The sequence below is a fragment of the Pseudomonas shiyinii genome (assembly GCF_056725765.1).
On record NZ_CM161522.1, the window covers coordinates 3,955,245 to 3,972,817 of the forward strand.

Consider the following 17,573-nt stretch of genomic DNA (forward strand, 5'->3'; position numbering starts at 1 on the left):
TATGAACAAGTCCTACGCATTGCTGCTTGCCCTTGCCCTGCTCCAGGGTTGCCAAAGCCTGGCCCCGCAGAACAACGAGGCCGAGCCGCCCGTGGCCGAGGCCGGCAAGGGCGAACCACAAAAGCCCGTGGTGTATGGATCGTTCAAGCAGGAAACCCTGTACAGCCTGCTGGTGGCCGAACTTGCCGGCCAACGCAACCGCTTCGACATCGCCCTGGCCAACTATGTCGACCAGGCCGAGAAGACCCAGGACCCGGCGGTCTCCGAGCGCGCCTACCGCATCGCCGAGTACTTGGGCGCCGACGAGCCGTCCCTGGACACCGCCCTGATCTGGGCCCGTAACGACAAACAGAACCTCGACGCGCAACGCGCCGCCGCCATCCAGCTGGCCCGCGCCGGGCGCTACGACGAATCCATGACCTACATGGAGAAAGTCCTCCAGGGCAAAGGCGACACCCATTTCGACTTCCTTGCCCTGTCGGCCGCCGAAACCGACCAGAACACCCGCGATGGCTTGCTGCAAAGCTTCGACCGTCTGCTGGTCAAACACCCGGACAACGGCCAGCTGGTATTCGGCAAGGCCCTGCTGCTCAACCAGGACGGCAAGACCCAGCAAGCCCTCGACCTGCTCGAGGCGCACCCGCCACAAAATGGCGAAGTGGCCCCGGTGCTGCTGCGCGCACGCCTGCTGCAGGCGCTTGACCGCGGCTCGGAAGCCCTGCCGCTGCTGCGCGGGGCCATACGCGACAACCCCGACGACAAGCGCCTGCGCCTGACCTACGCCCGTACCCTGGTCGAACAGGACCGCATGGCCGATGCCAAGGCCGAATTCGAAAGCCTGCTGCAGCAGTACCCCGAGGATGACGAGCTACGCTATTCGCTCGCCCTGGTGAGCATGGAGAACAAAAGCTGGGACGAAGCTGAAGGCTACCTGCAGGAGCTGGTCGAGCGCGACAGCAATGTCGACGCCGCGCACCTGAACCTGGGCCGCATCCGCGAAGAGCGCGGCGACCCCGAGGCGGCACTGCGTGAGTACGCCCTGGTCGGCCCGGGCCCCGACTACCTGCCGGCACAGCTGCGCCAGGCCGATATCCTCATCGCCAACGGCCGTGCCACCGAGGCCTCGCGCCTGCTCGCCGAGGCTCGCGAAGCCCAGCCCGACTACGCCATCCAGCTGTACCTGATCGAAGCCGAGAGCTACGGCAACAACAGCAAGGACGCCCAGGCCGAGCAAGTCCTGGCCCAGGCCATCAAGCGCTACCCGGACGACCTCAACCTGCTCTACACCCGCGCCATGCTGGCCGAAAAACGCGACGACCTGCCGCAGATGGAAAAGGATCTGCGCGCCATCATCGAGCGCGAGCCGGAAAACGCCATGGCCCTGAACGCCCTCGGCTATACCCTGGCCGACCGTACCACCCGCTACACCGAAGCCAAGGCGCTGATCGAAAAAGCCCACCAGCTCACCCCGGATGACCCGGCAGTGCTCGACAGCCTGGGCTGGGTGAACTACCGCCTGGGCAACCTCGACGAAGCCGAACGCCTGCTGCGCCAGGCCCTGGAACGCTTCCCCGACCATGAAGTGGCCGCCCACCTGGGCGAAGTCCTCTGGGCCAACGGCAAGCGCCGTGAAGCCCGACAGGTCTGGGCCAAAGCCTTCGAAGGCCAGCCCGACAGCCCCATCCTGCGCAAGACCCTCCTGCGCCTGACCGGATCAGAGACCCTGTAGACATGTTCCTGCGTCATTGCATCACCTTCACCCTGATCGCCCTGCTCGCCGGCTGCGCCGGCTTCACAAGCCGCGAAGCCCTGCAAGGCCAAGGCGACCCGCAGCAGTGGCGTGCCCACAAAGCGCAGTTGAGCACCCTCGACGGCTGGCAGATCAACGGCAAGGTCGGTATCCGCGCACCGCGTGACTCCGGCAGCGGCACCCTGTTCTGGCTGCAACGCCAGGACTACTACGACATTCGCCTGGCCGGCCCCCTGGGCCGTGGCGCCGCCCGCCTGACCGGGCGCCCCGGCGGCGTGGTGCTGGAAGTGGCCAACCAGGGCCGCTACGAAGCGCCAAGCCCCGAAGCCCTGCTCGAAGAGCAGCTGGGCTGGCAGCTACCGGTGTCGCACCTGGTGTGGTGGGTCCGCGGCCTGCCCGCGCCCGACAGCAAGAGCCAATTGACCCTGGACGGCGACAGCCGCCTGGCCAGCCTGAGCCAGGACGGCTGGCAGGTGCAGTACCTGAGCTACACCCAGCAGAACGGCTATTGGCTGCCCGAGCGCCTGAAGCTGCATGGCCAGGACCTGGACGTCACCCTGGTGGTCAAGGACTGGCAACCCCGCCAGCTGGGGCATTGATCCATGGCCATGCTCACCCTGCCCGCCCCGGCCAAGCTCAACCTGTGGCTGCACATCACCGGCCGACGCCCGGACGGCTACCACGAGCTGGAAACCGTGTTCCAGTTCCTCGACCACGGCGATGAGCTCAGCTTCGCCCTGCGTGATGATGGCCAGATCCACCTGCACACCGAGATCGAAGCAGTCCCCCATGACAACAACCTGATCGTGCGCGCAGCCCGCATGCTCAAGGCGCAATCCGGCACCTCGCTGGGCGCCGACATCTGGCTCGACAAGGTCCTGCCCATGGGCGGCGGCATCGGTGGCGGCAGCTCCGATGCCGCCACCACCCTGCTGGCGCTGGCGCACCTGTGGCAGCTGGACTGGGACGAAGACCGCCTGGCCGCCCTGGGCCTTGCCCTCGGCGCCGATGTGCCGGTGTTCGTGCGTGGCCATGCCGCCTTCGCCCAAGGCGTGGGCGAGCAACTGACCCCGGTCGACCCGCAAGAGCCCTGGTACGTCGTGTTGGTGCCGCAAGTGTCTGTCAGCACAGCGGAAATTTTTTCGCATCCAGAGTTGACACGTGATTCCCTCCCCCTTAAGATGCGCCCCGTTCCCGAGGGAAACAGTCGAAATGACTGCCAACCGGTAGTTGAGCAACGTTATCCAGAAGTTCGCAATGCATTGAATTCACTGGGTAAATATACGGAAGCTCGAATGACCGGCACTGGAAGTTGTGTGTTTGGGGCCTTCCCAAGCAAAGCCGAAGCTGATAAAGTTCTGGCCCTTCTTTCAGAGACCCAAACAGGGTTTGTGGCAAAGGGAAGCAATGTTTCGATGTTGCATCGCAAGCTGCAAAGTCTGATCAAGAAGTCGAGTGCCTAGCGCTCGCAGCAACAGATACAGGGGCGTCGCCAAGCGGTAAGGCAGCAGGTTTTGATCCTGCCATGCGTTGGTTCGAATCCAGCCGCCCCTGCCATTTTCCTTATACTCATCCAGGTTACCCTCAGCCTTCAGGTACTGCGCGTGTCCAAGATGATGGTCTTCACGGGGAATGCCAACCCCGATCTGGCTCGGCGTGTCGTACGTCAGCTGCATATTCCACTGGGTGATGTTTCTGTCGGTAAATTCTCCGACGGCGAAATCAGTGCTGAGATCAATGAAAATGTTCGTGGTAAGGACGTCTTCATCATCCAGCCAACCTGTGCTCCTACCAATGACAATCTGATGGAACTGGTGGTGATGGCCGACGCCTTCCGCCGCTCCTCAGCGTCTCGAATCACCGCCGTGATTCCCTACTTCGGATACGCCCGCCAGGACCGCCGTCCGCGTTCGGCACGTGTAGCCATCAGCGCCAAAGTCGTCGCTGACATGCTCACTGTCGTGGGTATCGACCGTGTACTTACTGTCGACCTGCACGCTGACCAGATCCAGGGCTTCTTCGATATCCCCGTCGACAACATCTACGGCTCGCCCGTACTGGTCGACGACATCGAAGACCAGCGTTTCGAGAACCTGATGATCGTCTCCCCGGACATCGGTGGCGTGGTACGTGCGCGTGCCGTGGCCAAGTCCCTGGGCGTCGACCTCGGGATCATCGACAAACGCCGCGAAAAGGCCAACCACTCCGAGGTCATGCACATCATCGGCGACGTCGAGGGGCGCACCTGCATCCTGGTAGACGATATGGTCGATACCGCCGGCACTCTGTGCCACGCGGCCAAGGCCCTGAAAGAACATGGCGCTGCCAAGGTTTACGCCTACTGCACGCACCCTGTCCTGTCGGGCCGTGCGATCGAGAACATCGAGAAGTCGGTACTGGACGAGCTGGTGGTGACCAACACCGTCCCGCTGTCCGCCGCTGCTCAAGCCTGTGACCGTATCCGCCAGCTGGATATCGCACCGGTTGTCGCTGAGGCGGTCCGCCGCATCAGCAACGAAGAATCGATCAGCGCGATGTTCCGCTAAGCGGAACACTCGCTGACGAGAAGCGCCCCGCCCCGACACTGGTTGTCGGGGCGGGGCTTTTTTGCCATCCCCGTTGGCGCTGGTCGCAAACGCCCTCGGGAGGCTATTTTGGAGAAACAAAATGACTAACTTCACCCTGAACGCCCAAGCGCGTACTGACCTGGGGAAAGGTGCGAGCCGCCGCCTGCGTCATTCCGCCAGCATCCCTGCCGTTGTCTACGGTGGTGATAAAGAAGCCCAATCCCTGACCATCGTGGCCAAGGAAATCGCCAAGCTGTTCGAAAACGAAGCTGCCTTCAGCCACGTTCTGGAACTGAATGTCGACGGCGCCAAGCAGAACGTCGTGGTCAAGGCCCTGCAGCGTCACCCGGCCAAAGGCTTCATCATGCACGCCGACTTCGTTCGCGTCGTTGCTGGCCAGAAGCTGACCGCCAAGGTACCGGTTCACTTCATCAACGAAGAAGCCCCGGTCAAGAAAGGCGGCGAGATCTCCCACGTCGAGTCCGAGATCGAAGTGTCCTGCGAAGCCAAGGACCTGCCTGAGTTCATCGAGGTCGACCTGGCCAACGCTGAAATCGGCACCATCATCCACCTGTCGGACCTGAAAGCTCCGAAAGGCGTAGAGTTCGTCGCTCTGGCCCACGGTGATGACAAAGCTGTTGCCAACGTCCACGCTCCGCGCGTTGCCGCTGAAGCTGCTGAAGGCGCTGCCGAGTAATCCACTCGCGCGCCGGCGTTGATCGGGTTACAGTGCCGCGCGCACCGTAACCCACCAACTCCAAGGAAGAGCCCCTGACGTGACCGCCATCCAGTTGATCGTCGGCCTGGGTAACCCTGGCCCCGAATACGAACAGACCCGGCATAACGCAGGGGCTCTTTTCGTTGAACGCCTTGCCAGTGCCCAGCGCGTTTCGCTGTCCGCTGACAAAAAGTATTTCGGCCTGACGGCTAAGTTCAGCCATCAGGGCAACGATGTTCGCCTGCTGATCCCCACCACCTACATGAACCGCAGCGGTCAGTCCGTGGCGGCTCTGGCCAATTTCTTCCGCATCAAGCCGGAAGCGATCCTGGTGGCGCATGACGAACTCGACCTGCCTCCTGGCATTGCCAAGCTCAAGAAGGGCGGCGGCCATGGTGGGCACAACGGCCTGCGCGACATCATCGCGCAGCTCGGCAACCAGAACGACTTCCACCGCCTGCGGCTTGGCATCGGCCACCCGGGCGACGCCAAACTGGTCTCCAACTTCGTCCTGGGCCGCGCACCGCGCGCCGAGCAGGAGAAGCTCGACGCCAGCATCGATTTTGCCCTCGGCGTGATGCCGGACGTCCTCGCCGGCGACTTCGCCAAGGCGATGCGCGAACTGCACAGCCAGAAGGCCTGATTTCCTAGAGAGGGGAATACCCATGGGTTTCAATTGCGGCATCGTCGGCCTGCCCAACGTCGGCAAGTCCACCCTGTTCAACGCCCTGACCAAGTCCGGCATCGCGGCAGAGAACTTCCCCTTCTGCACCATCGAGCCGAACAGCGGCATCGTACCGATGCCCGACGCACGCCTGGACGCCCTGGCTGCCATCGTCAAGCCTGAGCGCGTGCTGCCTACCACCATGGAATTCGTCGACATCGCCGGCCTGGTCGCCGGCGCGTCGAAAGGTGAAGGCCTGGGCAACAAGTTCCTCGCCAACATCCGCGAAACCGACGCTATCGCCCACGTGGTGCGCTGCTTCGAAGACGAGAATGTGATCCACGTCTCCAACAGCGTCGACCCCAAGCGTGACATCGAGATCATCGACCTGGAACTGATCTTCGCCGACCTCGACAGCTGCGAGAAGCAACTGCAGAAGGTCGCGCGCAACGCCAAGGGCGGCGACAAGGACGCCCTGGCACAGAAGGCCCTGCTGGAGCAACTCATCGCCCACTTCACCGACGGCAAGCCGGCGCGCAGCCTGATGAAGAACATGAGCGTCGAAGAGAAGGCCGTCATCCGCGGTTTCCACCTGCTGACCAGCAAGCCTGTGATGTACATCGCCAACGTTGCCGAAGACGGCTTCGAGAACAACCCGCACCTGGACGTGGTCAAGGCCATCGCCGAGGAAGAAGGCGCGGTCGTGGTGCCGGTGTGCAACAAGATCGAAGCCGAGATCGCCGAGCTGGAAGAAGGTGAAGAGAAGGACATGTTCCTCGAGGCCCTGGGCCTGGAAGAGCCTGGCCTGAACCGCGTGATCCGCGCCGGCTACAGCCTGCTCAACCTGCAGACCTACTTCACCGCCGGTGTGAAGGAAGTCCGCGCCTGGACCGTACGCGTCGGCGCCACCGCCCCGCAGGCCGCTGCCGTTATCCACACCGACTTCGAGAAAGGCTTCATCCGCGCCGAAGTGGTGGCCTACGACGACTTCATCCAGTTCAAGGGTGAGAGCGGCGCCAAGGAAGCCGGCAAGTGGCGCCTGGAAGGCAAGGACTACATCGTCAAGGATGGCGATGTGATGCACTTCCGCTTCAACGTGTGATCACCACACGATAGAAAAAACCCCTTGAGGACAGGCGCTTCAAGGGGTTTTTCGTTTATGGCAGGGTGGTTCGTCACAGCCTCATCGCCTCCTGCTCGAACGCCTCGACCAGAAAGTCGATCAGCTTGCGCACCGCGGGCATCAGGCCCCGGCGAGAAGGAAACAGTGCAACGATTTCCCCGAGCCTCGGCGTCCAGCCTTCCAACGCGTGCACCAAGCGGCCAGCAGCCAGGTCGGCGCGCACCAGCTCCTCCGGCAACAGCGCCACGCCCACACCGCCCAACGCGCCCCGGTGCAAGACGGCCAGGTCATCCGACACCAGGCGAGGCCGGTAGCGAATGGAGGCCACGCTGCCGTCCGGCCCATCCAGGTCCCAGGTGTATTCCTGCACATTGGCGCCCCAGCCAAGGCTGGGCAAGCCGAACAGGTCCGAGGGCAGCAAGGGCTGGTCCAGGCCGGCCAGCAGCCTTGGCGCTACTACCAGGCACTGCCGGCTCAAGGCCAGCCTGCGCATGATCAGCTCACTGCTCTCCAGGGGACGATGGCGCACGCTCAGGACCAGGTCGAAGCCTTCGCCAATCACGTCCACCCGCCGGTTGTAGCTCTTGACCAGCAGCTCCACCACCGGGCACTCGACCATGAACCGTGCCAGCATCGGCGCCAGGCGCGAGTCCAGCAGCGCGGTGCTGCAGGCCAGGCGAACGATGCCGCTGGGCACGGCGCGGCTGCGCTCGATGGCATCCTCGGCGGCAAATGCCCTGTCCATCATCGACACGCAGTGGTGGTAGTACTCCAGTCCCACTTCGGTGACAGCGAACTGCCGGGTCGAACGCTGGATCAGGCGCACGCCCAGGCGCTCCTCGAGCTTGGCCACGCGCCGGCTCAGGCGTGACTTGGGCAGGCCCAGCACCCTGCCCGCCGGGGCGAAACCACCATGCTCGACGACCTTGCTGTAGAGGTACAGGTCATTGAGGTCAAACATCATGCTCATCGACGGCCCACCCAAACACTATTCAAGGATGGTGACCGTCGCGGTAGTGCCCGCGCGCAGTGGCGGCGCATCGGCGTCACGCTCCAGACGCAACCGCACCGGGATGCGCTGGGCCAGCTTGACCCAGGTGTAGCTCGGGTTGACGTTGGCCAGCAGGCGGTTGCCCGGCTGGTTCTCCCGGTCGGTGATCGCGTAGGCGATGCTTTCCACCGTGCCTTGCAGCCGCTCGCCGCTCATCAGTTCGATGCGTGCCCGGCTGCCGACCTTGATCTTCGGCAGCTTGGTTTCCTCGAAGTAACCGCTGACATGGAACGACTCGCTGTCCACCAGGGCCAGCAGCGGCGCGCCGGGCTGGGCGAAGTCGCCCTGGCGGGTCAGCAGGTTGGTCACATAGCCATTGACCGGGGCACTCACGCGGGTACGCTCAAGGTCCAGGCGCGCCTGCTTGAGGGTGGCTTCGGCGAGTTGCACATTGGCCTGCGCCAGGCCCAGGTTGGATTGCTCGCGCAGCAGGTCGGCCTGGGCCACGGCGACCTCGGTGCCGGACTTCTCCCATTCCTCGGCAGAAATCGCCGACATCGATTGCAGTTTGCGGCGCCGTTGTTCCTCGCTGCGCCGCTGCTTGAGCAGCGCTTCGCTGGCGACGATGGCAGCCTGGGATTGGCCCAGGGTGGCACGGGCCACCTCGACTGCGCGCTCGGCGTGCAGCACAGCGAGTTCGTAGCGGGCCGGATCGATCTGCAGCAACAGGTCGCCACGGTGGACGAACTGGTTGTCCTGCACGGGCAGTTCGATGATGCGCCCGGCGACTTCCGCCGACAGCGTCACCACGTCCGCCCGCACCCTCGCATCACGAGTCCATGGCGCGCGGGTGTAATAGTCCCAGGCTAGCCAGACCAGGCCGGCGGCAATCGCCAACACCACCAAGGTCAAGGCCTTGGCCACAACAGGTTTCAACGCAGGCATTTCAGACGCTCGCTCCCATCGTCAACACGAGGGCCGCGCAGATCGCGGCATACAGGGCTCCTTGGAACAGCGCCGGGTGCCAGACCCGCGCCAGCACGCCAAGCCGCCGCAGCACGGCATCGGCGACCAGGAACAACACCAGCCCCAACAGCAGGGCCTGGGCAATGGGCGGCAGGTAGACACCGCCGAATTCGAAATCAATGGGCATGGGCGCCCTCCTTTTCAGGCAACGGCGCAGGCCCTGCCAGGACTGACCGATAGCGCTGCAGCAACTGGCCGGCAACCGAGAGTGCCACGCGCAGGATGAACAACCGCCGCAGCGCTTCCCGATCAGCGTCCAGGTGCGCCTCGTGCAACGCATCCAGGGCCAGGCCTACCTGTTCGGTCTCTCGTAACAGCCCGTCGATGTCTACCTGGCGTTGCCCGCCGATGACCTCGGCCATCTCTTGCAACACTAGGCCTAAACGAGCCTTCGTGCCCTCCGGCAGCGCTACGCTGGTCACGCACTGGGTACGCGCCTGGACCAGGGCAATGGCCAGTGCCGGGCAGACCAGGCTGCAGTCGAACAGCTCCCGCGAGCGCGGGTCGGTGGCGGCAGGCAGCAGGCCGATCATTGCTGACAGGCGGTCGAGCGTGCGGCTTTCGAAGTCGAACTGGTGGGTCAACCCGTTGCCCTCGGTTACCTGCCGGTACACATCGTCACGGGTCAGGCGGAACAGCCGGGCCATGCGTTTTGGTGCATTGAATGGAAAGACCAGGGCGAACACCACCATCGCCAGCACCCCGGCGACCACGTAGCCGCCAGCGAACTCGAACCATTGGATGGCGCTGTTGTGGTAGGTGCCGACGTTCTGCGGCCCGATCATCAACAGGCTGATCAGGCCGATGCCCATGCCGATGCCGGCGGTCATCGGGTTGGCCAGGCCAACAGCCGCCAGGTAGAGCAACGGCGCCAGGCACAGAGCGAGCATTTCGAAATCGGTGAAGATCGGCAGCAGTGCGAACTGGTAGAGGGCCGACAGCACCAACGCCACCAGCAGGCCACGGTTGTAGTTCTGGCTCGCCAGCAAGGGCCGCGGCAGGGTCGCCATCAGGGAACACATCACACCGATCAGGATCACCCCGGAGCGCGCGCCGTCCCAGGCGGTCTCGACCCACAACCAGCCGGCCAGGAACAAGGCCAGGAATGCCCGCACGGCGTTCATGCCGGCCAGGCGAAAATCCAGGTGCAGCGCACTGACCCGCCCTTGGTCATGGGGGCAACTGGCCGCCCTCCCCTGCTGGATCGCCTCGTTGAGTTCGATCAGTTCATCGAGCTGCTGCAACAGGCGCGCCTGCTCCCAGCGCAAAGCCCAGGCCAGCGAACGCATGCGCGGCGGCAGCGGCTCGTTGAGAAACTCGGCGCGGTCGGCAGCCTGGTCGAAGCCCTGGTGCAAGCTACGGATCGCCTTGCGCCCGCTCGCCGACAAGGCCACGCCATCGCGGGCCAATGCGTCCAGGCTGTCCAGTTCGGCCAGGCGCAGCAGCTGGATGTCGGCCGGCAACGGCCCTTGCCAGTGCTGCTTGATCAGTTCGCGTTGCTGGCGCAACACCAGCAGACGCGACACCAGCAGCACCAGCTGGTTGGCCAGCAACTGCACCAGCCCATCAGCGCTGCGCAGGTGCGGCGCATCGAAATACAGGTGGCGGCGCAGGCCTTCCAGCGCGCTGATCTCGGCGATCAGCTGCGCCTGGCGTTGACGGAACGCCGCTTCGTCTTCCTCGGTACGGACCACCTCGGCGGCGTGGCGGGCGATCAGCTTGACCAAGCTGTCGACCTTGTTGAAATACCCCTGCGCCACCGCCTGGGGGCGAGCGGTCAACAGGCTGACCACGGCCACACAGACCACCGCCAGCAAGGTTTCGGTCAAGCGGGTGATGGCCAACAGGAAAATGCCGTCCGGCTCCGGGACCGCCAGCATCGCCACCACCACGGCAGTGAAGCCGCTCAGGACGAAAGCATGGGAATCGGTGTAGCGCAACAAGGTGCCACCGGCCGTGCAGAACGCCAGCCAGAGGGACAGGCAGACGATGAAGGGCATCGGTGCCTGGGGGAACAACGCCATGATCGCCACAGCCACGGCGGCACCCGCCGCAGTGCCGAGCACCTGGGCGAAGCTGCGCTTGAGGGTCATGCCGGCCAGCGGCAGGCTGATGATGATCACGGTCATCAGCGCCCACTTCGGTTGTTCCAGATCGAAGATGAACGCCAAATACAGGCACAGGAGGCCCGCGACGATGGTGCGCAGTGCGAATAACAGCACCCCGCGCCCAGGGTTCAAAGCCAGCTTGAAATAGGAAATCAGTGGACCCATCCGGTACCTCGAAACACGGACGGAGAGCCATGCGCCACGGCATGGCTCCCCAAACCGGGTTACTTCGTCAGCAGGCTGTAGCTGGTCATCAGGTTACGGTAGTCCGGGATGTGGTTGGAGAACAGCGCGCCCAGGCCTTCGATGTCGTTGCGCCAGTCGCGGTGCAGCTCACAGGCCACGCCGAACCAGGTCATCAGCTGCGCGCCAGCAGCCTCCATGCGGCGCCAGGCCGAGTCGCGGGTCAGTTCGTTGAAGGTGCCCGATGCATCGGTGACCACGAACACATCGAACCCTTCTTCCAGGGCCGACAGGGCCGGGAAAGCCACGCACACTTCGGTCACTACGCCGGCGATGATCAATTGCTTCTTGCCGGTGGCCTTGACCGCCTTGACGAAGTCTTCGTTGTCCCAGGCATTGATGTTGCCTGGGCGTGCGATGTACGGCGCGTCAGGGAACTGCTCCTTGAGCTCGGGCACCAGCGGGCCGTTGGGGCCGTTTTCGAAACTGGTGGTGAGGATGGTCGGCAGCTTGAAGTACTTGGCGAGGTCCGACAGGGCCAGCACGTTGTTCTTGAAACGGTCGGGCTCGATGTCCCGTACCAGGGAGAGCAGGCCAGTCTGGTGGTCGACCAGCAGAACAGCGGCGTTGTTCTTGTCCAGACGCTTGTATTGGAAGGCCATGATGTTTCTCCTTGCTTGGTGGGTAGGTAACTCAGCTCGTTCGGAGTCCAGTTGCTCGTGGTGGGTGACCACGGCCTGGGCGTTCATGTCGCGTTCGATCGGCGTTCACAAACGCGGTTATGGGACTATCAGCGTAGGCAACCCCCGGTGAACCACGCGACCGCCAGTCGCCGAAGGCCGCGCTTGACGGCTGCCTACGCAAAATACAGGCACAACGTTAGTTCGATGAACGAAGCGCCGGTAGACGCTTAATTCGAACCTCTGCGTTCCATTTCGTGAACGCCGTTACTGGAGCGCCCAGCGCTGAACCTGTAGGAGCGGGCTTGCCCTAATGCCTGTCAGTTAAGGCCCCATCGCCGGCAAGCCGGCTCCCACCTGTCCTGCGCTGCTGTTGTAGACACCGCGGAACCTGTGGGAGCCGGCTTGCCGGCGATGGGCTGCGAAGCAGCCCCAAATGCAGCCAATAAGGCTTAACTGACCGACATTAGGGCTTGCTCCGCTCCTACAAGGATGCGTGCGGCCATGAAATTGGTTCACAGATTCCTGAACTGATTATTTATCCCCAGCGATTTTTCCCCCCGCCAACCCTCACCAGAATCGCTTCAACAATCACAATAACCGTGAGGCCACTCCCGTGGACCAGACCCTCCAAGTGCGCCAGGCCGCCGCCGACCTCGTCGACGCCTTCGCCAGCAACGACACCGCCCGCTACTTCGCCTGCTTCAGCGAAGACGCCACCTTCCTCTTCCACACCTTGGCGCACCCGCTGCTCGCGCGCGATGCCTATGAAACGCTGTGGGCACAATGGCAGGCCGAGGGCTTTGCCGTGCTGGCATGCCAGTCCAGCAACGCGCAGGTGAGCCTGCAAGGTGAGGTGGCAATCTTCATGCACGACGTGGCCACGCACATGCGCATCGCGGGCCAGGAGCACCGGCTGGCCGAGCGCGAGACCATCGTCTTCAAGCGCCAGGGCGAACGCTGGCTGGCCTGTCACGAGCACCTGTCGGTTGCCTCCGACACCTGATGTTTCGCGGCCCTGCCGCACTGCCAACGCACCACAAAAAAGTCCGCGCACCGCGCCGACTCACAACAATCGCGCTGGAGCCTTGCCATGAGCCATTCGACCGGTATCGAGACCAATGGCGTCGAACAGATCCCCGACGATCAACGCGACGCGACCCCGCTGGACCTGTTCCGCCTGATCTTCGGCGGTGCCAACACCTTCGCCACCGCTGTGCTGGGCAGCTTCCCGGTACTGTTCGGCCTGTCGTTCCAGGCCGGGCTGTGGGCCATCCTGCTCGGCGTCGGGGTGGGCGCCTTGATCCTCGCCCCCATGGGCCTGTTCGGTGCGCTCAACGGCACCAACAATGCGGTGTCGTCCGGCGCACACTTCGGCGTGCATGGGCGCATCGTCGGTTCGTTCCTGTCGCTGCTCACCGCCGTGGCGTTCTTCTCGCTGTCGGTGTGGAGCTCAGGCGACGCCCTGGTCGGTGGCGCCAAGCGCCTGGCGGGGCTGCCGGAAACCGACCTGACCCTGGGCCTGGCCTACGGCCTGTTCGCCGTGCTGGTGCTGGTGGTGTGCATCTTCGGCTTCCGCTTCATGCTATGGGTCAACAAGATCGCCGTATGGGCATCGAGCCTGCTGTTCCTGCTGGGCATCCTGGCATTCGCCGGCCCCTTCGACGTGCACTTCGCCGGTAGCGTCAACCTCGGCCAGCCCGGTTTCTGGGCCGCCTTCGTCGGCGCGGGGATCCTGGCCATGAGCAACCCGGTGTCGTTCGGCGCGTTCCTCGGCGACTGGTCGCGCTATATCCCGCGCCAGACGCCCAAGGCGCGCATCATGCTGGCCGTGATTGCGGCCCAGGCGGCGACACTGATCCCGTTCCTGTTCGGCCTGTGCACCGCGACCCTGGTCGCCACCCAGGCCCCGGACTACATCGCCGCCAATAACTATGTGGGCGGCCTGCTGGCGATCTCGCCGGGCTGGTTCTTCCTGCCGGTGTGCCTGATCGCGGTGATCGGCGGCATGTCCACCGGCACCACCTCGCTGTATGGCACCGGCCTGGACATGTCCAGCGTATTCCCGCGCTTGCTCAGCCGCGCCGGCGCGACCCTGCTGATAGGCGTCGCCGCCATCGCCTTCATCTTCATCGGCCGCTTCACCTTCAACCTGGTGCAGAGCGTGTCCACCTTCGCCGTGCTGATCATCACCTGCACCAGCCCCTGGATGGTGATCATGATTCTCGGCCTGGTCACCCGTCGCGGCTTCTACCATGCCGACGACCTGCAGGTGTTCACCCGCGGCCAACGCGGCGGGCACTACTGGTTCACCCATGGCTGGAACTGGCGCGGTATGGGCGCCTGGATCCCCAGCGCAGCGGTGGGCCTGTGCTTCGTCAACCTGCCAGGGCAGTTCGTCGGCCCACTGGGCGAGCTGGCCGGCGGAATCGACCTGAGCCTGCCGGTGACCCTGGGCATGGCTGGCCTGCTGTACATCGCCCTGCTCAACCTGTTCCCTGAACCTGCCGGCGTCTATGGCCCCCATGGCCCGCGCTGGGTGCGCTGCAAAAGCGCCCCGCGCACGCCGGTAACCACCGCCGAAACCGCCTGACTGGAACCCGACCATGACCACACCCCACTACATCGACGGCCGCTGGGTCGAAGGCCAAGGCAGCGACTGCATCACCGTGCATGACCCCGCGCTGGGCCAGCCATTCGCCGAGCTGATGTCCGCCAGCACCGCCCAGGTCGACCAGGCCGTGGCTGCCGCCCGGCGCGCCCTGCCCGCCTGGAAAGCCACTGCCCCGGGCGAACGTGCCGCGCTGCTGCGTGGCTTCGCCGAACAACTTGGCCAACGCCGCGAAGCACTGATTACCCTGCAGATGCGCAACAACGGCAAGCCACGCCACGAAGCCGAGATCGACCTGGACGATGCCGTGGCCACGTTCGCCTACTACGCAGACCTTGCCGAGCAGTTGCCTGGCAAGAATCGCCAGGTCCCCCTGGCCGCCCCCGGCTTCACGGCCCGTACGCGCCTTGAACCGGTGGGCGTGGTCGGCTTGATCGTGCCGTGGAACTTCCCCCTGGTCACCAGCGCATGGAAGCTTGCCCCGGCCCTGGCCGCCGGCTGCACTGTGGTACTCAAGCCTTCGGAGGTCACGCCACTGATCGAACAGGCCTACGGCCAGATCGCCGACACCCTGGGCCTGCCCGCCGGCGTGCTGAACATCGTCAACGGCAAGGCCGAGACCGGCGCAGCGCTGAGCGGCCACAACGGGCTGGACAAGCTGTCGTTCACCGGCAGCAACGGGGTGGGCAGCCAGGTCATGCGCGCCGCTGCAGCCCAGTGCCGCCCCGTCACCCTGGAACTCGGTGGCAAGTCGGCGATCGTGGTGTTCGATGACTGCGACGTGGACCAGGCCGTGGAATGGATCGTCGCCGGCATCACCTGGAACGCCGGGCAGATGTGCTCGGCCACCTCGCGCCTGTTGGTCCAGGACGGCATCGCCGATACCCTGCTGCCCCGCCTGCAGGCGGCCCTGGAACAGATGAACGTGGGCAACCCGCTGGTCGAGGACGTCGCCATGGGCCCGCTGACCAGCCAGGCACAATGGCTCAAGGTCGCCAGCTATTTCGCCATTGCCCGCGAAGAAGGCCTGCATTGCCTCACCGGTGGCCAGGTGCTGGACCGCGAGGGCTGGTTCGTCAGCCCGACCCTGTACAGGGATGTGCCCGAGGGTAGCCGCCTGTGGAACGAGGAGATCTTCGGTCCCGTATTGTGCGCCCGCCGCTTCGCCACCGAGGCACAGGCCATTGCGCTGGCCAACGACAGCCGCTTCGGCCTGGTCGCCACCGTATGCTCCGCCGACCTGGACCGCGCCGAACGTGTGGCCGACGCACTGGAGGTTGGCCATGTATGGATCAACTCGGTGCAGGCGGTGTTCGTCGAGACATCCTGGGGCGGGACCAAGGGCAGCGGCATCGGCCGCGAACTCGGGCCCTGGGGGCTGTCGGCGTACCAGTCGGTCAAGCATGTGACACGTTGCCTGGGTTGAAACCAGGCTGCAGGTGAGTGCCTGTCAGTTAGGGCCCCATCGCCGGCAAGCCGGCTCCCACCAGTAACGCGCCAGTCTCGAGAACGGCACTGTCCCTGGGGAGCTGGCGGAGCCTGCGCTGGACGATAAGGCTTAACTGACTGGCATTAGGCTGCAGGCCCCCTCCGTGGCGTAACCCTTGCTCCAGTCGTCCACGCCGATCCAGTAGCCAAGCACCAGGTCATCGGCAAGCCCTTGCAGCGATATGACCCCTATCAACAGACGTATCGCACCCCAGATGGCCCCCTGCGCTGTTGCCAGGCCTTCGGTTGACCGGCGATCCAGGACTCGGCGAGACCTGGAGGGTAGGGGTGAGAAATCTGGATTGTCATGCGGGGAATTGTCGCAGCCCGTGACTTTTATCCGACGTACCCAAGTCCCACCCCTGGTAGCCCAATAATCACAACACCAGGCCAGACCTCCCATGCATCCGCAACGCACCGCCCTGCATAACGAACTGCACGCTCGTCCATCGCTGTATTTCGACGAACCCGCCCATGTCCATCATCTGGCCGTGCTGGGCGACGACACCGCCTGCCTGGCCCTGCTGCATCGCTGCTGCCCCGACGCCGTCGATAGGGAGGCCGCCCAGGGCATTACCCGGCTGGATGGCAACCCCTTCAAATGGGAGCGCCACGCCGAGTTCTTCACGCTGACCTTGGTGGTGCCCTGCGCCACCCACGATGCCGGCTGGCAGGCGCTGCCCCAGGGTCTGGCCGAAGCCATCGCACCCCAGGCACACCAGGTGATCAATGCCGTGCAGGTGCTGGTGCGTGGCGAACAGGGCCTGGACCTGACGCGCTATGGTTTCAAGGACCCCTGCGGCTCGCTGGTCGGTGGCGGCGATGCGGTGGTGTGGAGCGACTTTCGCCTGACCGAGGACGGCACCAACCGCCTGTTGTTCGTCAACCGCCGACTCAACGCCTACCGCCAGGGCCGGATGATCCGCCGCCTGCTGGAGATCGAGACCTACCGCATGATGGCCTCGCTCACCCTCAGCACGGCAAAGGCGCTGAGCCAGGAGCTGGACGCCTTCGACCGGACCTTGGTGAGCCTCTCCGAGCGCAGCGCCAGCGTCGATGGCCACGACTCCAAGGCCTTGCTCGAAGCCATCGCCCACCTCTCCCGTCAAGTGGTCAGCCGTACGGTGAAGACCCGCCATCGCTTCGGTGCGACCCAGGCCTATGCGCAACTGGTGTTCGAGCGCCTGGGCGAGCTGCGCGAAAGCCATGTGGGGGATTGCCAGCGGCTGGGGGTGTTCATCGAGCGACGCTTCAAACCGACGGTGCGCTATTGCGCCGCCACCGAGCAGCGTCTGGAGCAACTGGCCAAGAATGTCGCCAACCTGGGCGACCTGCTGCAGGCGCGGGTGCAGGTGGAGATGGAGGAGCAGAACGCCGAGATCCTGCGCAGCCTCAATGCCCGCGCCGATGCCCAGGTGAAGATCCAGCGGGCGGTGGAAGGGCTGTCGATCATCGCCATCACCTATTATCTGCTGAACCTGTTCAAGCTGCTGTATGGCGGGCTGAACGTGCTGGGCGCGGGGCTGACGGCGCGCGAGGCATTGCTGGGGATGGCAGTGCCGGTGATGCTGCTGCTGGGAATGATCCTGCTAAGGATCAGGCGGGCGAAGCAGCATTGACCCAGGCATTCGCCGCTCCCCCTAATAGGAGCGGCCTTGTGCCGC

The 17,573-nt window shown here is 64.5% G+C and carries 17 protein-coding genes and 1 tRNA gene; 12 read left to right on the forward strand and 6 right to left on the reverse strand.

Features of this window, described 5'->3' with window-relative positions; genetic code table 11:
* Position 1: 1 nt before the first annotated feature.
* The 8 genes from ACXHGZ_RS17875 (at position 2) to ychF (ending at position 6,801) form a co-directional block, all read left to right on the forward strand.
* The gene (locus ACXHGZ_RS17875; protein WP_480460763.1) at positions 2-1,729 is read left to right on the forward strand and encodes a tetratricopeptide repeat protein; all 1,728 of its coding nucleotides are present in this window, start codon (positions 2-4) and stop codon (positions 1,727-1,729) included.
* Between the two features lie 2 nt (positions 1,730-1,731).
* Positions 1,732-2,349, forward strand: coding sequence for a lipoprotein insertase outer membrane protein LolB (lolB, locus tag ACXHGZ_RS17880; protein WP_480460765.1), 618 nt, complete (start codon positions 1,732-1,734; stop codon positions 2,347-2,349).
* A gap of 3 nt (positions 2,350-2,352) precedes the next feature.
* A complete protein-coding gene (gene ispE / locus ACXHGZ_RS17885) occupies positions 2,353-3,213 on the forward strand; it encodes a 4-(cytidine 5'-diphospho)-2-C-methyl-D-erythritol kinase (protein ID WP_480460766.1) in 861 nt (286 codons plus the stop codon).
* A 19-nt stretch (positions 3,214-3,232) separates the two neighbouring features.
* Positions 3,233-3,307 (forward strand) — tRNA-Gln (locus ACXHGZ_RS17890).
* 47 nt (positions 3,308-3,354) lie between these two features.
* Complete coding sequence (locus tag ACXHGZ_RS17895) at positions 3,355-4,296, forward strand: ribose-phosphate pyrophosphokinase (protein WP_016391678.1); 942 nt, start codon at positions 3,355-3,357, stop codon at positions 4,294-4,296.
* Positions 4,297-4,417: 121 nt separating this feature from the next.
* On the forward strand, positions 4,418-5,014 hold the full coding sequence (locus tag ACXHGZ_RS17900) for a 50S ribosomal protein L25/general stress protein Ctc (RefSeq protein ID WP_084858594.1): 597 nt from the start codon (positions 4,418-4,420) through the stop codon (positions 5,012-5,014).
* 79 nt (positions 5,015-5,093) lie between these two features.
* Complete coding sequence (gene pth, locus ACXHGZ_RS17905; RefSeq protein ID WP_084858595.1) at positions 5,094-5,678, forward strand: aminoacyl-tRNA hydrolase; 585 nt, start codon at positions 5,094-5,096, stop codon at positions 5,676-5,678.
* A 22-nt stretch (positions 5,679-5,700) separates the two neighbouring features.
* Entirely contained in the window at positions 5,701-6,801 is a 1,101-nt protein-coding gene (gene ychF, locus ACXHGZ_RS17910) for a redox-regulated ATPase YchF (protein ID WP_084858596.1), read from the forward strand.
* A gap of 73 nt (positions 6,802-6,874) precedes the next feature.
* Here the strand turns inward: ychF and ACXHGZ_RS17915 are convergent, their stop codons facing one another.
* The 5 genes from ACXHGZ_RS17915 to ycaC are packed head-to-tail and all read right to left on the reverse strand — an operon-like array spanning position 6,875 to position 11,792.
* Complete coding sequence (locus tag ACXHGZ_RS17915) at positions 6,875-7,783, reverse strand: LysR substrate-binding domain-containing protein (protein WP_480464090.1); 909 nt, start codon at positions 7,781-7,783, stop codon at positions 6,875-6,877.
* A gap of 27 nt (positions 7,784-7,810) precedes the next feature.
* Positions 7,811-8,758 (reverse strand): HlyD family secretion protein, encoded by a 948-nt coding sequence (locus ACXHGZ_RS17920; RefSeq protein WP_411969561.1) that lies wholly within the window; start codon positions 8,756-8,758, stop codon positions 7,811-7,813.
* A 1-nt stretch (position 8,759) separates the two neighbouring features.
* Complete coding sequence (locus tag ACXHGZ_RS17925) at positions 8,760-8,966, reverse strand: DUF1656 domain-containing protein (RefSeq protein ID WP_084858597.1); 207 nt, start codon at positions 8,964-8,966, stop codon at positions 8,760-8,762.
* Positions 8,956-11,112, reverse strand: coding sequence for an FUSC family protein (locus ACXHGZ_RS17930; RefSeq protein ID WP_480460769.1), 2,157 nt, complete (start codon positions 11,110-11,112; stop codon positions 8,956-8,958). Before ACXHGZ_RS17930 ends, ACXHGZ_RS17925 begins: the two co-directional genes overlap by 11 nt.
* A 59-nt stretch (positions 11,113-11,171) precedes the next feature.
* Complete coding sequence (gene ycaC, locus ACXHGZ_RS17935) at positions 11,172-11,792, reverse strand: isochorismate family cysteine hydrolase YcaC (protein WP_480460770.1); 621 nt, start codon at positions 11,790-11,792, stop codon at positions 11,172-11,174.
* A 634-nt stretch (positions 11,793-12,426) separates the two neighbouring features.
* Between ycaC and ACXHGZ_RS17940 the strand changes: the two genes are divergently transcribed.
* The 3 genes from ACXHGZ_RS17940 to ACXHGZ_RS17950 all read left to right on the forward strand — a co-directional run bounded on the left by ACXHGZ_RS17940 (position 12,427) and on the right by ACXHGZ_RS17950 (position 15,847).
* Positions 12,427-12,816 (forward strand): YybH family protein, encoded by a 390-nt coding sequence (locus ACXHGZ_RS17940; RefSeq protein ID WP_480460772.1) that lies wholly within the window; start codon positions 12,427-12,429, stop codon positions 12,814-12,816.
* A gap of 87 nt (positions 12,817-12,903) precedes the next feature.
* Entirely contained in the window at positions 12,904-14,403 is a 1,500-nt protein-coding gene (locus tag ACXHGZ_RS17945; RefSeq protein ID WP_480460774.1) for a purine-cytosine permease family protein, read from the forward strand.
* A gap of 13 nt (positions 14,404-14,416) precedes the next feature.
* Positions 14,417-15,847, forward strand: a complete 1,431-nt coding sequence (locus ACXHGZ_RS17950) for an aldehyde dehydrogenase family protein (RefSeq protein ID WP_480460776.1) — start codon at positions 14,417-14,419, stop codon at positions 15,845-15,847.
* Between the two features lie 132 nt (positions 15,848-15,979).
* On the opposite strand, the gene ACXHGZ_RS17955 is transcribed toward ACXHGZ_RS17950, so the two are convergent.
* Positions 15,980-16,312: a GNAT family N-acetyltransferase gene (locus ACXHGZ_RS17955; RefSeq protein ID WP_480460778.1), complete on the reverse strand. Its 333-nt coding sequence runs from the start codon at positions 16,310-16,312 to the stop codon at positions 15,980-15,982.
* Here ACXHGZ_RS17955 and ACXHGZ_RS17960 point away from each other — a divergent pair.
* A complete protein-coding gene (locus tag ACXHGZ_RS17960) occupies positions 16,311-17,528 on the forward strand; it encodes a DUF3422 domain-containing protein (RefSeq protein WP_480460780.1) in 1,218 nt (405 codons plus the stop codon). The two genes, ACXHGZ_RS17955 and ACXHGZ_RS17960, sit on opposite strands and share 2 nt — an antisense overlap.
* The last annotated feature ends 45 nt before the right edge of the window (positions 17,529-17,573 follow it).

Bases quoted from the DNA above. Each gene is read 5' to 3' on its own strand.
- ACXHGZ_RS17875 (WP_480460763.1), top strand. From the start codon at position 2: ATGAACAAGTCCTACGCATTGCTGCTTGCCCTTGCCCTGCTCCAGGGT.
- lolB (WP_480460765.1), top strand. From the start codon at position 1,732: ATGTTCCTGCGTCATTGCATCACCTTCACCCTGATCGCCCTGCTCGCC.
- ispE (WP_480460766.1), top strand. From the start codon at position 2,353: ATGGCCATGCTCACCCTGCCCGCCCCGGCCAAGCTCAACCTGTGGCTG.
- ACXHGZ_RS17900 (WP_084858594.1), top strand. From the start codon at position 4,418: ATGACTAACTTCACCCTGAACGCCCAAGCGCGTACTGACCTGGGGAAA.
- ychF (WP_084858596.1), top strand. From the start codon at position 5,701: ATGGGTTTCAATTGCGGCATCGTCGGCCTGCCCAACGTCGGCAAGTCC.
- ACXHGZ_RS17915 (WP_480464090.1), bottom strand. From the start codon at position 7,783: ATGTTTGACCTCAATGACCTGTACCTCTACAGCAAGGTCGTCGAGCAT.
- ACXHGZ_RS17920 (WP_411969561.1), bottom strand. From the start codon at position 8,758: ATGCCTGCGTTGAAACCTGTTGTGGCCAAGGCCTTGACCTTGGTGGTG.
- ACXHGZ_RS17925 (WP_084858597.1), bottom strand. From the start codon at position 8,966: ATGCCCATTGATTTCGAATTCGGCGGTGTCTACCTGCCGCCCATTGCC.
- ACXHGZ_RS17930 (WP_480460769.1), bottom strand. From the start codon at position 11,112: ATGGGTCCACTGATTTCCTATTTCAAGCTGGCTTTGAACCCTGGGCGC.
- ycaC (WP_480460770.1), bottom strand. From the start codon at position 11,792: ATGGCCTTCCAATACAAGCGTCTGGACAAGAACAACGCCGCTGTTCTG.
- ACXHGZ_RS17945 (WP_480460774.1), top strand. From the start codon at position 12,904: ATGAGCCATTCGACCGGTATCGAGACCAATGGCGTCGAACAGATCCCC.
- ACXHGZ_RS17950 (WP_480460776.1), top strand. From the start codon at position 14,417: ATGACCACACCCCACTACATCGACGGCCGCTGGGTCGAAGGCCAAGGC.
- ACXHGZ_RS17960 (WP_480460780.1), top strand. From the start codon at position 16,311: ATGCATCCGCAACGCACCGCCCTGCATAACGAACTGCACGCTCGTCCA.
- ACXHGZ_RS17955 (WP_480460778.1), bottom strand. From the start codon at position 16,312: ATGGGAGGTCTGGCCTGGTGTTGTGATTATTGGGCTACCAGGGGTGGG.